At 60.1% G+C, this 15,420-nt stretch carries 12 protein-coding genes; 3 read left to right on the top strand and 9 right to left on the bottom strand.

Going from position 1 to position 15,420, the window contains the following annotated elements; all coding sequences use genetic code 11:
- Positions 1-43 precede the first annotated feature (43 nt).
- From phaC (RGM3321_RS03675) to RGM3321_RS03715, 9 genes are all read right to left on the bottom strand, one after another.
- Entirely contained in the window at positions 44-1,729 is a 1,686-nt protein-coding gene (gene phaC, locus RGM3321_RS03675) for a class II poly(R)-hydroxyalkanoic acid synthase (RefSeq protein ID WP_244391653.1), read from the bottom strand.
- A gap of 153 nt (positions 1,730-1,882) precedes the next feature.
- Positions 1,883-2,743 carry a poly(3-hydroxyalkanoate) depolymerase gene (gene phaZ, locus RGM3321_RS03680; protein ID WP_244391654.1) on the bottom strand — a complete coding sequence of 287 codons (861 nt, stop codon included), beginning with the start codon at positions 2,741-2,743 and terminating at the stop codon, positions 1,883-1,885.
- Positions 2,744-2,806: 63 nt separating this feature from the next.
- Positions 2,807-4,486: a class II poly(R)-hydroxyalkanoic acid synthase gene (gene phaC / locus RGM3321_RS03685; RefSeq protein ID WP_244391655.1), complete on the bottom strand. Its 1,680-nt coding sequence runs from the start codon at positions 4,484-4,486 to the stop codon at positions 2,807-2,809.
- Between the two features lie 313 nt (positions 4,487-4,799).
- A complete protein-coding gene (locus tag RGM3321_RS03690) occupies positions 4,800-5,171 on the bottom strand; it encodes a DUF971 domain-containing protein (protein ID WP_002551642.1) in 372 nt (123 codons plus the stop codon).
- Between the two features lie 102 nt (positions 5,172-5,273).
- A complete protein-coding gene (gene hslU, locus RGM3321_RS03695; protein WP_002551643.1) occupies positions 5,274-6,611 on the bottom strand; it encodes an ATP-dependent protease ATPase subunit HslU in 1,338 nt (445 codons plus the stop codon).
- Between the two features lie 66 nt (positions 6,612-6,677).
- Positions 6,678-7,208 (bottom strand): ATP-dependent protease subunit HslV, encoded by a 531-nt coding sequence (gene hslV, locus RGM3321_RS03700; protein ID WP_002551644.1) that lies wholly within the window; start codon positions 7,206-7,208, stop codon positions 6,678-6,680.
- Positions 7,209-7,622: 414 nt separating this feature from the next.
- A complete protein-coding gene (locus RGM3321_RS03705; RefSeq protein WP_002551645.1) occupies positions 7,623-8,318 on the bottom strand; it encodes an SPOR domain-containing protein in 696 nt (231 codons plus the stop codon).
- 1 nt (position 8,319) lies between these two features.
- Positions 8,320-10,059: an arginine--tRNA ligase gene (gene argS, locus RGM3321_RS03710; RefSeq protein WP_244391656.1), complete on the bottom strand. Its 1,740-nt coding sequence runs from the start codon at positions 10,057-10,059 to the stop codon at positions 8,320-8,322.
- 97 nt (positions 10,060-10,156) lie between these two features.
- A complete protein-coding gene (locus RGM3321_RS03715; protein ID WP_244391657.1) occupies positions 10,157-12,376 on the bottom strand; it encodes a primosomal protein N' in 2,220 nt (739 codons plus the stop codon).
- Positions 12,377-12,545: 169 nt separating this feature from the next.
- Between RGM3321_RS03715 and rpmE the strand changes: the two genes are divergently transcribed.
- The 3 genes from rpmE (at position 12,546) to RGM3321_RS03730 (ending at position 15,036) form a co-directional block, all read left to right on the top strand.
- Positions 12,546-12,767 (top strand): 50S ribosomal protein L31, encoded by a 222-nt coding sequence (rpmE, locus tag RGM3321_RS03720; RefSeq protein WP_002551648.1) that lies wholly within the window; start codon positions 12,546-12,548, stop codon positions 12,765-12,767.
- 13 nt (positions 12,768-12,780) lie between these two features.
- Positions 12,781-13,584, top strand: a complete 804-nt coding sequence (locus tag RGM3321_RS03725) for a thermonuclease family protein (RefSeq protein WP_244391658.1) — start codon at positions 12,781-12,783, stop codon at positions 13,582-13,584.
- A gap of 183 nt (positions 13,585-13,767) precedes the next feature.
- Complete coding sequence (locus tag RGM3321_RS03730; protein WP_002551650.1) at positions 13,768-15,036, top strand: malic enzyme-like NAD(P)-binding protein; 1,269 nt, start codon at positions 13,768-13,770, stop codon at positions 15,034-15,036.
- Positions 15,037-15,420 lie beyond the last annotated feature (384 nt).

The following is a 15,420-nucleotide window of genomic DNA, read 5'->3' on the forward strand; positions in this document are numbered from 1 at the left end:
AAGGGTCGGCTTTGCCTGATCGGGCAGGGCGCAATCCAGCGTTTCAGCGCACATGCACATAGGTCCCGGGCGCGGCCTCCATTGGTGGATAAGTAGCGTTGCCCAACTCCATCCTGGTGTCGTGCCTGGCCCCGGAATGCTCCTGAACCCACTTCAGCCAGTTCGGCCACCAGCTGCCGTCATGGTGCTGCGCGTCGTAGTACCAGGCGCGCGGGTCGCTGCTCAGCTTGCTGTTCTCGACATAGTTGGCTTTCGGGTTGCCCGGCGGGTTGAGAATGCTCTGCACATGGCCGCTGTTGGACAGCACGAAGCGCCGCTCACCGCCCAATAGCAGCGTAGAACGGTACACCGCGTCCCATGGCGTGATGTGGTCGTTGATGCCAGCGATGCTGAAACTGTCCACCGTGACTTTCTGCAGGTCGATGGGTGTTCCGCAGACCTCCAGGCCGCCCGCATGGCTGAGCGGGTTGTGCTTGAAGAAGTCCAGCAGATCACCGTGCAACGCAGCGGATAGGCGTGTGGTGTCGTTGTTCCAGTAAAGAATGTCGAACGGCGGTGGCGATTTGCCCAGCAGGTAATTGTTGATCCAGTAAGTCCAGATCAGGTCATTGGGGCGCATCCAGGAAAACACCCGGTTCATCTCGCTGCCTTCCAGCACGCCGCGCTGATAGGAGCGGCGCTTTGCAGCTTCGAGGGTTTGCTCGTCGATAAACAGCGTGGCGGGGCTTTCGATCTGGCTGTCCAGCAGGCTGACCATATAGGTTGCGCTGGCCACGCGGCGGGTTTGGCGCTTGACCTGCAAGTGACCCAGCAATGCGGCAACGGTCAGACCTCCCGCGCAAGCGCCGACCAGATTGACCTCGCGTGCTGCGCTAATCGCCCGGCAGATATTCATCGCCTGCTCGGTCGCTTCAACATAACTGGACAGCCCCCACTCCCGATGACGGACATCCGGGTTGCGCCAACTGATGACGAAGGTCTGCAGGCCGTTCTTGAGGGCATATTGCACAAAGCTGTTGGTTGGGCTGAGGTCGAAGATGTAGAACTTGTTGATCTGCGGCGGCACGATCAGGACCGGTCGGCTGAACTGTTTTTCGCTCATCGGCCGATACTGGATCAGCTCGAACATTTCGTTGCGAAACACCACCGCACCGGGCGTGGTCGCTACGGTTCGGCCTACCTCAAAAGCGTCCTTGGTGGTCTGGCTGGGCAGCCCGCTGTTGTGCAACAGATCATCGGCCATGTGGCTCAGGCCCTTGATCAGGCTGGTACCGCCCGAGTTGAACAGCTCTTTGACGGCCTGCGGGTTGAGCAGCGTATTGGAAGGGGCCAGCGCATCGTTGATCAGTGTGAACAGAAAGTGCGTCCGCGCCCGGTCTTCTGTGGACAGATCGCTGTCATCGATCCACTGTCTGACCTGATGCTGGCAACTGAGATACACCTGCAGGCCGCGGCGATAAAGCGGGTTGAGGCTCCAGGTCGGGTCGGCGAAGCGGGGGTCTTTGGGATCGTGCGGATAGGGTGTTTCGCCCAGCACCACCACCCGCCCCAACTGCTTGCCCAGCGCCAGACCATGGCGAGCGCTACGAACCGGGTGCCGCAAACCCTGGGCTGCGACGTTACGCAAGGTAGAAAACAGGTCTCGCCCGCGCAGGCCGGTGATGGCGCTCTGCGCGTTGATGAAGTTTGTGGGGGCAGCGGTGGCAACCTTCGCCGATTTTTCTTGCATGAGGGCAACACTCCTTCGTCAGGCAACTCATGGGTTGGCGCCAGTCCGCTTGCGAAGGGGCTGGCGTCGTTCTGCGCGGTTGAAACTCCAGTGTATTGCGCAGTAGGTGACGCTGTTTCTCTCGGGCTGTTCACATTACCGGGCGTGCTGGCGCTATGCGCGCGTTCTGGGCGGCGTTGGCTGCGGGTGCATGACTGCGCGCTGCCGTTCCTGTTGCAGAAAACCCATGATGATCGGTGCCACGGCTTCGGCACGCGTGATCAGGAACAAATGCCCGTCATCGATTATGTGTAGCTGGGCATTGGGTATTCGCCAGGCCAAAAGGCGCATATTCACCAGCGGAATCAGCGGGTCGTCATCACCGGCCAGAACCAGAGTCGGCTGGTGAACCTTGTGCAGCCAGTGAATGCTGGTCCAGCCCATGCCCGCGAACAATTGCCAGTAATAGCCCAGCTTGCCGGACGAGCGCACCTTGGCAGCATGGTTAGCCGCCAGATTGGGATCACGTCGAAACGCGCCGCCGTAGATCTCCGGTGCAATACGGATCACATGCGACGGCTGAATGTAGCGGCGCGGGCTGGCCATCAACCACAGCACGCGAGGCTTGCCCGGCACCATCGCCATACCTGCCGACGTGGCGGCCAGTACCAGTTTCTTGCAGCGCTCCGGGTAGTCATGAGCGAACTGCTGAGCCAGTGCCCCGCCCCACGAAACACCGATCGCATTGACCTGCCCGTAGTCGAGGTAATCGAGCATGCGCGCTGCGAGCTTGGCCAGCCCCGGAAAGCGATAAGGGCGATTGGGTGTCGACGAGCCACCGACCCCCGGCACATCGAACGCGATGACTTCCAGGTCCGGGTCCAGTGCTTCAACAAACGGGAACACCAGTTCCAGGTTGGCACCGATGCCGTTGAATATCAGCAGCGGTGTCAGATGGCTCTTGCCTGGGCGCACGGCCGTACGAATAGTGTGTCCGTTCAGGTCGATGGAGCGAAAAACAAACGGTTGCGGCATGCGCTAAGCCCTGTTGATTTAGCCGCCGGGAACGCACCCCGGGTTTTTTCAAGACTGACGGGGCTAACGCTCGTGAACATAGGTTCCTGGCGCTGCCTCGGCTGCCGGACAGGCTTTGTTACCAAGCCCGGCAGGCGCCTTTTTCAACTTGCCCGAGCGCGTGGCCAGCCACTCTTGCCAGTGTAGCCACCAGGAATCGGTGTGCTTGGTCGCGTTTTCCTGCCAGGCCGCCGGGTCTGCTGGCAACTCGTCGTGAGTCATGTAACGCGACTTGGGGTTGCCCGGCGGGTTGAGGATGCTCTGGATATGGCCGCTGCTGGACAGTACAAACTCGGTCTTGCCACCAAACAGCCGTGCTGATTTGTAGCAGGAGGCCCATGGCGTGATGTGGTCATTGGTGCCAGCCAGGCAGAACACGTCGGCCGTTACCTGCTTGAGGTCGATCGGCGTGCCGCAGACTTCCAGCGCGTTGGCGCGGGTCAGCGGGTTGTTCTTGAACATTTCGATCAGGTCGCCGTGAAAGGCGGCGGGCAGGCGTGTGGTGTCGTTGTTCCAGAACAGAATGTCGAAGACTGGCGGCTCGTTGCCCAGCAGGTAATTGTTGACCCAGTAATTCCAGATCAGGTCGTTAGGGCGCATCCAGGCAAACACCTTGGCCATGTCACGGCCTTCCAGCACGCCCGCCTGATAGGAATGACGCTTGGCAGTTTCCAGGGTCTGCTCGTCGACGAACAGCGCGACCTCGGTATCCAGCGTGGTATCCAGAACGCTGACCAGCAGGGTCATGGCGTTGACTTTCTTTTCGCCCAGGGCTGCGTAGTGGCCCAGCAGCGCTGTGCAGGTAATGCCACCGGAACAGGCACCCAGCATGTTGAGGTCTTTGCTGCCGGTGATCGCCAGCACCACATCGACCGCTTCCTTGAGCGCCTCGATGTAGGTCGACAGCCCCCATTCGCGTTGCGCCTTGGTCGGGTTGCGCCAACTGATGATGAAGGTCTGCACGTTACTGCGCAGGCAGAAGCGCGCCAGACTTTTTTCCGGGCTCAGGTCGAAGACGTAGAATTTGTTGATCTGCGGCGGGATCACCAGCAGCGGTCGCTCGTGAACCTGCTCGGTAATCGGCTTGTACTGGATCAGTTCCAGTACGTCATTGCGAAACACCACGGCGCCCTCGGAGGTGCCCAGGTTCTTGCCAACCTCGAACGCGTCCATGTTGACCTGGCTCGGCATCCCGCCGTTGTTCACCAGGTCCTTGGCCAGATGCGACAGGCCATCAAGCAGGCTTTTACCGCCGGTTTCAAAGAAGCGCTTCACGGCGGCCGGGTTGGCGGCAGAGTTGGTCGGTGACATGGCCTCGGTCATGAGGTTGATCACAAAGTGCGCACGACTGATGTCTTGCGGGGTGAGATCACTGCCACCGATCCAGTCATGCAGTTCCTTGCGCCAGGCGAGGTAAGTCTGCAGGTAACGGCGATACAGCGGGTTCTGGCTCCAGGCCGGATCAGCGAAGCGACGGTCTTCCGGTGTCGGCTGCAAGGCAGATTTGCCGAAGATCACGTTGCCGAGTTCGACGCTCAGGTGTGCGACGTGCTTGATGCTGTGGATCGGTTGCTTGAAAGCCTGACGCAAAACCATCCGCGCGGTGCTCAGTAAATCCTTGCGCCGCAGGCCAACGACCGGGTTGAGGCCCAGGGTGTGCTCGGAAGCCTGGCGCTGCAGGTCATCGTCTTTCGCGTTACTCATCTACGACGCTCCATTGTCCTGATGGGAACACTGACATTCCTTGCCTGTGAGCCAGTGACACAGGCGGTTAGCCAGCACTACTGCTCGTGTAACTCATGCCTTGCAGGCTGTTTCTCGCACCGACTTCGATGCACGGAACTTGCCAAGGTTATTGGTTACGCGAGATTTCAAAAAATCGCAAGCAGCGTCAGCCACTCATTGGCCGCTGCGCGGAACATTGAAACAAAAATGATTAGAAAGCGCGTCCTAAAACGGCGAGCGGTGAGGCTGCACTGGTCTGAACGTTCTGCGAAGGTCGCGCGGGCGGGAGGGGTCAGAGCATCAGCTTGATGACTTGCTCGGAGGGATCGCGGGATTTGCCGGCTTTTTTCAGCTCTTGCAGATAGTCCTCCCACAGGGACTCCTGGCGTCTTGCCAGTTCATACAGGTACTCCCAGGTGAACAGTCCTGAGTCGTGGCCATCATCAAAGGTCAATTTCAGTGCATATTGCCCAGCCGGCTCGACTTTGCTCAGACCGACGCCCAGTTTGCCGAATTGCAGGATCGGCCTGCCATGGCCCTGAACCTCGGCAGAAGGGGAATGCACCCGCAGAAATTCGGCGGGCAAATGATATTCCTCATCCGGCGCGTACTTCAGCGTCAGGGTTTTGGAAGCTTTGTGCAGCTGGATGGCGGTGGGGAGCATTGAAAGCAGCCTCAAGGAAGAGCAGCTACAAGCTACAGGCAGAAGCAAAAAAGCTGCAAGAGTGGAGAACCTCTTGCAGCTTGTAGCTAACCGCTTGCAGCTTTAAAGGATATACCGCGAGAGGTCTTCGTTTTCGGCCAGATCGCCCAAGTGGCTGTTGACGTATTCTGCATCGATTTCAATCGGCGCTGCGTCAGGGCTAATGGCCAGGTCGCCAGCGCTGAACGAGACTTCTTCAAGCAGGCGCTCAAGCAGCGTGTGCAGGCGACGCGCACCGATGTTCTCGGTTTTCTCGTTGACCTGCCAGGCAATCTCGGCAAGACGCTTGATGCCTTCAGGCTTGAACTCGATCTTCAGACCTTCGGTCTTGAGCAGTTCACGGTACTGTTCGGTCAACGACGCATGTGGCTCGCTGAGAATGCGTTCGAAGTCCTGCGGCGACAGCGCTTTGAGTTCAACACGGATCGGCAGACGGCCTTGCAGCTCTGGCACCAGATCACTCGGCTTGCTCAAATGGAAAGCGCCAGATGCAATGAACAGGATGTGGTCAGTCTTGACCATGCCCAGTTTGGTATTCACGGTGCAGCCTTCGATCAGCGGCAGCAGGTCGCGCTGTACGCCTTCGCGGGACACATCGACACCGCCCGAATTACCGCGCTTGGCAACCTTGTCGATCTCGTCGATGAACACGATGCCGTGTTGCTCGACCGCTTCCAGCGCCTTGGCCTTCAACTCTTCGTCATTGACCAGGCGGCCCGCTTCTTCTTCGCGTACCAGCTTGAGCGCGTCCTTGACCTTGAGTTTGCGGCTCTTGGTCTTGCCTTTGCCCATGTTGGCAAACAGGCTCTGCAACTGATTTGTCATTTCTTCCATGCCGGGCGGCGCGGAGATATCGACACCGACGGCTTCGTTGATCTCGATCTCGATTTCCTTGTCGTCCAGCTGGCCTTCGCGCAAACGCTTGCGGAACAGCTGACGGGTGTTGGAATCGTTGCTCTGCGCCGGGTCTTCGTTGAAACCGACACGGGCAGGCGGCAGCAGGGCATCGAGAATACGGTCTTCGGCCGCGTCTTCGGCGCGATGACGGACCTTGATGATCTCCTGTTCGCGCAGAAGCTTGATCGCCGCATCGGCCAGATCGCGAATGATCGACTCTACATCGCGGCCTACGTAGCCCACTTCGGTGAACTTGGTCGCTTCAACCTTGATGAACGGTGCATTGGCAAGCTTGGCCAGGCGACGGGCGATTTCGGTCTTGCCGACACCGGTCGGGCCGATCATCAGAATGTTCTTGGGCGTCACTTCAACGCGCAGCTCTTCAGGCAGCTGCATGCGGCGCCAGCGATTGCGCAGGGCAATGGCGACGGCGCGCTTGGCATCGTCCTGGCCGATGATATGGCGGTTAAGTTCGTGGACGATTTCGCGGGGAGTCATGGACATGGTAATTCACGGTCCTCTGGTACGGTCAAGCCGAAGGGGCCGCAGACTGTGCGGCCCGGCAAGGACTTAGCCGACGAGGTCCTGCTCCTCAATGGTGATGTTGTGGTTGGTGAACACGCAAATGTCGCCAGCGATATGCAACGAAGTCTCGGCGATTTCGCGTGCCGACAGGTCGGTCTTGAGCAGCAGGGCGCGTGCGGCGGCCTGAGCAAATGCGCCGCCGGAGCCCATGGCGATCAGGCCGTCCTCGGGCTCGACCACATCGCCGTTGCCGGTGATGATCAGCGAGGCATCCTTGTTGGCGACGGCCAGCATTGCTTCAAGACGGCTCAGCGAGCGATCGGTACGCCAGTCCTTGGCCAGTTCGACAGCTGCACGAACCAGATGCCCCTGGTGTTTTTCCAGCTGGGCTTCAAAGCGTTCGAACAGCGTGAATGCATCGGCGGTTGCGCCAGCGAACCCGGCGATTACTTCACCGTGATAAAGACGGCGCACCTTCTTGGCGTTGCCTTTCATGACGGTGTTGCCCAGAGAAACCTGGCCGTCGCCAGCCATGACGACTTTACCGTGGCGGCGCACTGAAACGATGGTGGTCAAGGGAGAGTCTCCACACTGCGGGGCGAAAATGCCCTGATGCAAACTCATATGGGGGTGTGGGTGAGTATTTCAACCTTGGGGATGAATCGAGGGGAATGACCGTATGATTCTTGTCCCAACCCTGTAAGCGGACCGGGCGACGCTTCGTTGGTCCGCGATCTCCCGGTTTTTGTAGCGGACAGAAGGCCGTTTTTATTCTGCCCAACGGGCGTAGGAGCGGACTTGTCTGCGATGGGCTGCGAAGCGGCCCCCAAACAGGCTGCCTCGGCTGAATCTGATACACCGATGCGGCTGGTTTTGCTGCCGGTTCCCGGCAGATCGCGGACAAGTCCGCTCCTACGACCTTCGGGCAGAAGCTCCGTTCTCCGTACTCATCGAAAACACGCGATGAGCACGGAAACAGCGGCGCTTTGGCTAGCGGCTCTGGCGCTGTTGCAACAACAGGTTACTAAATCCACCGCTTGCCAGCTGTTTCTGGGCCGTGGTCAGTTGCTCGCGGTTGCTGAACGGGCCGACCAGTACGCGGTACCAGGTTTCATCCTTCACAGTGCCTGACTCGACGGTAGACGTCTGGCCCAGCAGGATGATTTGCGCGCGGACTTTCTCGGCGTCAGCCTGTTTGCGGAACGAGCCCGCCTGCAGGAAGAACGTCGTCACCGCTGCTGGCTTGGTGGTCGCAACCGGTGGCGCTGGCGGAGGCGTCAGGCCGCTGAGGGCTGCCTGGGCGCGTGCCGTGTCGATCTTGGCAGCCTGTTCCGGCGAGACCGGTGCTGTCGGTGCCACAGGCGGCGGCGTCTTCTCCGGCACGGCTTCGTTCGGCACGATTACTTCCGATTCCGGCAACAGCGTGTAGAAGTCGTACTTCGGCTTGACCGGAGCCGTCGGGCTCGGTGGTGTCTTGTTCGCCTCGGCGATCTTCGCGGCCTTGGCGTCCGCCTTGACCCGCTTGACGTCTTCGCCGCCCGGTTCAAGCTTCATCAGAAAGACCACGAATGCGCCGACGGTCAAGCCAATCGCCAGCCACAACCATCCTGGAATCGGCTTCTTCGCGGGTGCCTGATAACGGCTGGCGCCCCGCTTGGGTGCCGGTTTCTTCTTCGCAACTGCCAACTTACATACGCTCCAGAGTTTCCAGACCCAACAGGTCCAGGCCTTGCTTGAGGGTGCGGCCGGTCAGGGCAGCCAGACGCAGACGGCTTTGCTGCTGATCGGGATTTTCCGCACCAAGGATCGGGCAGTTTTCATAAAAGCTCGAAAACAGACCCGCAAGGTCATACAGGTAAGCACAAAGTACGTGCGGTGTGCCTTTTTCTGCGACGTTATTCAATGTTTCAGTGAACTGCGCCAGACGTGCCGCCAGTTCCTGCTCTTGCGGCGCTGCCAGGACAATCTGCCCTTTGCTGGCGTCGAACGGCGTGCCCAGCTTGCGGAATACACCGGCCACACGGGTGTAGGCGTAGAGCAGATAAGGCGCGGTATTGCCTTCGAAGCTCAGCATCTGATCGAAGTTGAAGCTGTAATCGCTGGCGCGGTGCTTGGACAGGTCAGCGTATTTCACCGCGCTGATGCCCACGGCTTTGGCGATGCTGCGCAGCTCGGCCTCGGCGACCTCCGGGTTCTTTTCCTTCACCAGTGTGTAGGCACGTTCTTCGGCTTCATCGAGCAGGTCGATGAGTTTGACCGTGCCGCCGTCGCGGGTCTTGAACGGGCGGCCATCGGCGCCGTTCATGGTGCCGAAGCCCATGTGTTCCAGCTGCATGCCGTCGTGGACAAAACCTGCGCGGCGAGCGACTTCGAATACCTGCTGGAAGTGCAGGGCCTGACGCTGATCGACGAAATACAGTACGCGGTCGGCCTTGAGCACCTTGCTGCGATAGCGGATCGCTGCCAGGTCGGTGGTGGCGTAGAGATAACCGCCACCGGCCTTCTGCACGATGACCGGCAACGGCGTGTCATCGGCGGTGCGGAATTCTTCGAGGAACACGCATTGTGCGCCATTGCTCTCGACCAGTAGACCTGTTGCTTTCAGGTCGTTGACCACATTGGCCAAGTCATCGTTATAGGCGCTTTCGCCCATCACGTCTGCCGGGGTCAGCTTGACGTTGAGGCGTTCGTAGGTTTCCTGGCAGTGCGACAGCGAGATGTCCTTGAAGCGTGTCCACAGGGCCAGACACTCGGCATCGCCTGCCTGCAACTTGACCACCAGGCCACGCGCCCGTTCGGCGAACTCTTCGGATTCGTCGAAGCGCTGCTTGGCGGCGCGGTAGAAGTTTTCCAGGTCTGACAGCTCGTCGCTGGTCGCCGGTTTTTCCTGCAAATAGGCCAGCAGCATGCCGAACTGGGTGCCCCAGTCGCCCACATGGTTCTGGCGAATGACCGTGTCGCCCAAAAACGTCAGAACGTTCGCCACGCCGTCGCCAATAATGGTCGAGCGCAAATGGCCAACGTGCATTTCCTTGGCCAGGTTGGGTGCCGAAAGGTCGACCACCACACGCTGCGCCATGCCTGCCTTGCGGACCGACAGTTTTTCCGGGTCGGCCAGGGCTGCGTCGAGGCGCGAAGCCAGTGCGGCAGTGTTCTGGAAGAAGTTCAGGAAGCCGGGACCGGCAATTTCGACCTTGCTGACCTGCTCGTCGGCAGGCAGGGCGGCGATCAGCTTTTCAGCCAGGTCGCGCGGCTTCATCCCGGCAGGCTTGGCGAGCATCATCGCGATATTGCTGGCGAAATCGCCGTGAGTCTTGTCACGGGCGTTTTCCACCTGGATCGCCGGCGTCAGCCCTTCTGGCAAGACGCCCTCGGTGACGAGACGGGTCAGGGCTTGTTGAATCAGCTGGCGAATGGTGTCTTTCATTGTGCTCTCTTCGACCGCAAGCGCGGTGGCGCTTCGATGCGCGGGTGGAAAAACTCCGCATTATCCGTTGCTCAAGCCTGCTTGCCAACGGCGTGACTTAATAAAGATCCACCGGGTCCACATCCAGCGACCATCTGACCTGTCGTCCGCTGGGCATTTGCTCCAGCGCGAGCAGCCAGGTGGCAAGCAATTTGTGCAATGGCGCGCGGGCGCTGGACTGCACCAGCAGTTGCGCACGATAACGCCCGGCGCGGCGTTCCATCGGTGCCGGAACCGGGCCCAGCAGCTCAATGCCGCCCAGGCCCATTTGCGCAACCAGTTGCTCGGCGTCATTGCAGGCTTGATCGAGAAAGGCTTCCGCCTGCCCCGGCTTGTGTGCTTCGGCGCGCAGCAGGGCGAGGTGAGAAAACGGTGGCAAGCCAGCCGAACGGCGCTCGCTCAAGGCCTGCTCGGCAAAGGCGAAATAACCCTGCTCGGTCAGTTGGATCAGCAGCGGGTGTTCGGCCAGATGAGTCTGGATGATCACCTTGCCCGGCTCTTCCGCGCGGCCGGCACGGCCTGCAACCTGCACGATCAACTGCGCCATGCGCTCGCTGGCCCGGAAGTCACCGGAAAACAGCCCGCCGTCGGCATCCAGAATCGACACCAGCGTTACCCGTGGGAAGTGATGACCTTTGGCGAGCATTTGCGTGCCAACCAGAATGCACGGCTGGCCGCGCTGGATGGTCGCGAATAACTGATTCATGGCGTCCTTGCGCGAGGTGCTGTCGCGATCCACGCGCAGCACGGGAAAGTCCGGAAACAGAATCGCCAGGCGCTCTTCGGCACGTTCGGTGCCTGCGCCTACCGGGCGCAAATCCACTTTGCCGCACGACGGGCACTGGCGCGGTACACGTTCGACATACCCGCAATGATGGCAGCGCAGCTCGCCCGAGCGCTGGTGCACGGTCATGCGCGCATCACAGCGCTGGCAGCCAGACATCCAGCCGCAGTCGTGGCACAGCAAGGTGGGTGCGAAGCCGCGACGGTTGAGGAATACCAATACCTGCTGGCCTGCCGCGAGCGTCTGACCGATGGCCTGCTGCATGGGCCCGGAGATGCCGCTGTCCAGCGGTCGGCTCTTGACGTCCAGGCGCATGAAACGCGGCTGCTGTGCGCCGCCCGCGCGTTGATTCAGGCGCAGCAGGCCGTAGCGGCCAGTGTAGGCGTTGTGCAGGCTTTCCAGGGACGGCGTGGCCGAGCCCAGGACAATCGGAATGTTTTCCTGACGCGCCCGCACCAGGGCCAGATCGCGGGCGTGATAGCGCAGACCTTCCTGCTGTTTATAGGAGCCGTCGTGTTCTTCGTCGATGATGATCAGGCCGGGGTTCTTCATCGGCGTGAACAGTGCCGAGCGCGTGCCGATAATAATGTCTGCTTCGCCATCGCGAGCTGCCAGCCAGGCATCCAGTCGTTCGCGGTCGTTGACTGCCGAATGCAGCAGCGCGATGCGGGCATTGAAGCGCTGTTCGAAACGCGCCAGGGTTTGTGGTCCCAAGTTGATTTCCGGAATCAGTACCAGCGCCTGTTTGCCGGCCTCAAGCGTTTCGCGGATCAGTTGCAGATAGACTTCAGTCTTGCCGCTGCCGGTGACGCCAGCCAGCAAAAACGCATGAAAACTGTCGAACCCGGCACGGATCGCTTCGTAAGCAGCGCGTTGCTCGGTGTTGAGCGGCAATTCAGGTTGGGCCAGCCAGTGTTCATGGCGTGCGCTGGGCGCGTGACTGCGAACCTCGACATACACCAGCTCCTTGGCCAGCAGCAGGTTGAGGCTGTCTTTATTAAGCATCAGCTTGCTCAGCAACTGATGCGCCACGCCATGCGGATGCTGGGCGAGGGTGGTCAGCGCTTCGCGTTGCTTGGGCGCTCGCGCGATGCGCGGGTCATCGACGCTGGCGCCCGGTGCAACGTGCCAGAAGCGTTCCTGGCGGCTTTCGGCCAGTTCGCCCTGACGCAACAGCACCGGCAGCGCCCAGCTCAGCGTATCGCCCAGGCTGTGCTGATAATACTGTGAGGTCCACAGGCACAGCTTGAACAGCGCGGGCGGCAAGGGTGCTTCGCTGTCGAGCAGGGCGATGGCCGGTTTGAGCTTGTCGGCAGGCACTTCGCTGTGATCGACCACTTCCACCAGAATGCCGATCATTTCCCGTCGCCCGAACGGCACCCGCAGACGCATGCCAGGCTGCAAGGCGCTGCGCGACACGCCCGCAGGAGCGCGGTAGTCGAACAGGCGGCGAAGCGGCGAGGGCAGGGCAAGGCGCAGGATGGCGTCGGGCACGCGGTGTTTCCCTGTGATGATGAGTGATGACGGAGGCGCGATCTTAGCAGACGACCGGTGTGAAGGTTCGCTTGCGTCGTTGCAATTGTCTGGTACTATCCGCAGCCTATTTCCGTGCGGTATTCAACAATAGTGTTGGATGGCGGCGCGTTAGACCGAGGAAGTACCGATGAAAGCTGATATCCATCCAGTTTACGAAGCCATTGACGCGACCTGCAGCTGCGGCAATGTCATCAAGACCCGTTCCACCCTGGCCGCTCCGCTGAGCCTGGACGTGTGCAACGAGTGCCACCCGTTCTACACCGGCAAGCAGAAGACGCTTGACGTTGGCGGCCGTGTCGACAAGTTCAAATCCCGTTTCGGTGCGTTCGGCGCTACCAAAGCGAAGTAAGACTGGCTGCCCCATGGGCATCTCCAGGCTGCTTGAAAAGGCGCTCCTTGTGGGCGTCTTTTTTATGCCTGCGATTTGGGTGTCCGGCGCGCAGGCCTTCTGCCCGGCACCTGCATCGTTGCCGGTTGCGCAGGTGCAGCGTGTGGTCGATGGCGACACGCTGCGCCTGAGCGATGGCCGCAGCGTGCGGATGATCGGGCTTAACACGCCTGAGACCGGCAAGAAAGGCCAGTCTGCCGAGCCGTTTGCCGAGGCTGCGAGAAGACGCTTGCAGGCGCTGGTGGATGAAAGCGGCGGTCAGGTCGGTTTGCGTGTCGGCCAGCAGGGCAAGGACCATTACGGTCGGACCTTGGCCAACGTTTATGATCGCAAGGGTGCAAACCTTGAGGCGCAGTTGCTCAGCGAAGGGCTTGGGTATCTGGTGGCCGTTGCGCCCAACGTTGCGCTGGTCGGTTGCCAGCAAGTTGCCGAACGTGCGGCGCGGCAGGCGCAATTGGGTGTGTGGCGCGACTCGCCGGTTCAGGACTCGACCAGGCTGAGCAATAGCGGCTTTGCGATTGTGTCCGGTCAGGTCAAGAGCGTGCAGCGCAATCGGGGCGGTATCTGGATCGAGTTGCCAGGCTCTCTGGTCCTGCGCGTTGCCCCGGCTAACGTGAATTCATTCGACACGGCTATGCTGGAACGCCTCAAGGGCCAGCAAGTCGAGGCGCGCGGCTGGGTGGTCGATCGGTCCCGGCGCGGTGCTCTGAAATCAGGGCAGGCACGCTGGCTGCTGCCACTGACCCACCCCGCTATGCTGAGCCCTTCAGGTCGATAGAAACTGCCTTCCGGCCAGTTGTCTGGCGATGGGTGACCGGGTGTTCACGTTTCAGGTATCTAAGCGTAAAGTCTAATCCTGTGCCTATTGACAGCAGTGACTGGTCAGTCTTGTTAGGACTATGCATCTTGCGTATCCTCGGCGGTCCGTCTGTCCCACAGTAAAAAAAGCGGAATCCAATACATGTCAGATTTGAAAACTGCCGCGCTCGAATACCATGCCAATCCTCGTCCGGGGAAGCTGAGCGTCGAACTCACCAAGCCGACTGCAACCGCTCGTGACCTGGCTCTGGCCTACAGCCCTGGCGTTGCTGAACCCGTGCGTGAAATTGCCCGTGACCCCGAGCTGGCTTACAAGTACACCGGCAAAGGCAACCTGGTAGCAGTTATTTCCGATGGCACCGCGATTCTCGGCCTCGGCGATCTGGGCCCATTGGCCTCCAAGCCGGTCATGGAAGGTAAAGGGGTTCTGTTCAAGCGTTTCGCCGGTATCGACGTTTTCGATATCGAAGTCGATTCCGAAAGCCCGCAGGCGTTCATCGACACCGTAAAACGTATCTCCATCACCTTCGGTGGCATCAATCTGGAAGACATCAAGGCACCTGAGTGCTTTGAAATCGAGAAAGCGCTGATCGAACAGTGCGACATCCCGGTTTTCCACGATGACCAGCACGGCACCGCTATCGTGACTGCTGCCGGTATGATCAACGCACTGGAAATTGTCGGCAAAACCCTCGATTCCGCGAAGATCGTCTGCCTGGGCGCTGGCGCTGCAGCCATCTCCTGCATGAAGCTGCTGGTGAGCATGGGCGCGAAGATCGAAAACATCTTCATGGTCGACCGTACCGGCGTTATTCACTCCGGCCGTACCGATCTGAACCAGTACAAGGCGGTGTTCGCTCACGCGACCGAGAAGCGCTCGCTGACCGACGCGCTGGATGGCGCTGACGTATTCGTGGGCCTGTCAGGTCCTAACCTGCTGAGCGCTGAAAACCTCAAACTGATGGCCAAGGACCCGATCGTGTTCGCCTGCTCGAACCCGGACCCGGAAATCTCCCCGGAGCTGGCTCACGCCACCCGTAGCGATGTGATCATGGCGACCGGCCGTTCGGACTACCCGAACCAGGTCAACAACGTTCTGGGCTTCCCGTTCATCTTCCGTGGTGCTCTGGACGTTCGCGCCAAGCGTATCAACGAAGAAATGAAGATCGCTGCAGCCAACGCCCTGCGCGAACTGGCCAAACTGCCTGTTCCTCAGGAAGTCAGCGATGCCTACGGCGGTATCAAACTGGAATTCGGTCGTGAGTACATCATCCCGAAACCAATGGACACCCGCCTGCTGGGCCTGATCGCCGACGCAGTTGCCAAGGCGGCCATCGAGAGCGGTGTTGCCACCCTGCCGTATCCGAAGCACTACCCGCTGACCAGCGTGGATGATGTGTTCAAGGGCTGATCCCTGACGCAATAAAAAACCCCTGCAGCGATGCAGGGGTTTTTTTATGCCTGGAATTGAGATTATCGTTCCTCACGCTCCAGCGTGTGAATGCCTTGGCTGACGCTCCGCGTCACAAATCTGCGCGGCACCGCTGAGTCAAAAGAGGACGCGGAGCGTCCAGAACGGCATGCGACGCAGAGCGTCGCACGATAGTTGGGATTAACAGGATAGTTGGGATCATCGTTCCTCACGCTCCAGCGTGGGAATGCCTTGGGTGACGCTCTGCGTCACAAGTCTGCGCGGCACCGCTGAGTCAAAAGAGGACGCGGAGCGTCCAGAACGGCATGCGACGCGGAGCGTCGCACGATAGTTGGGATTAACGGGATAGTTGGGATTATCGTT

This window comes from Pseudomonas sp. RGM 3321, from assembly GCF_022836805.1.
In the GTDB taxonomy this organism is placed as follows: Bacteria; Pseudomonadota; Gammaproteobacteria; order Pseudomonadales; family Pseudomonadaceae; genus Aquipseudomonas.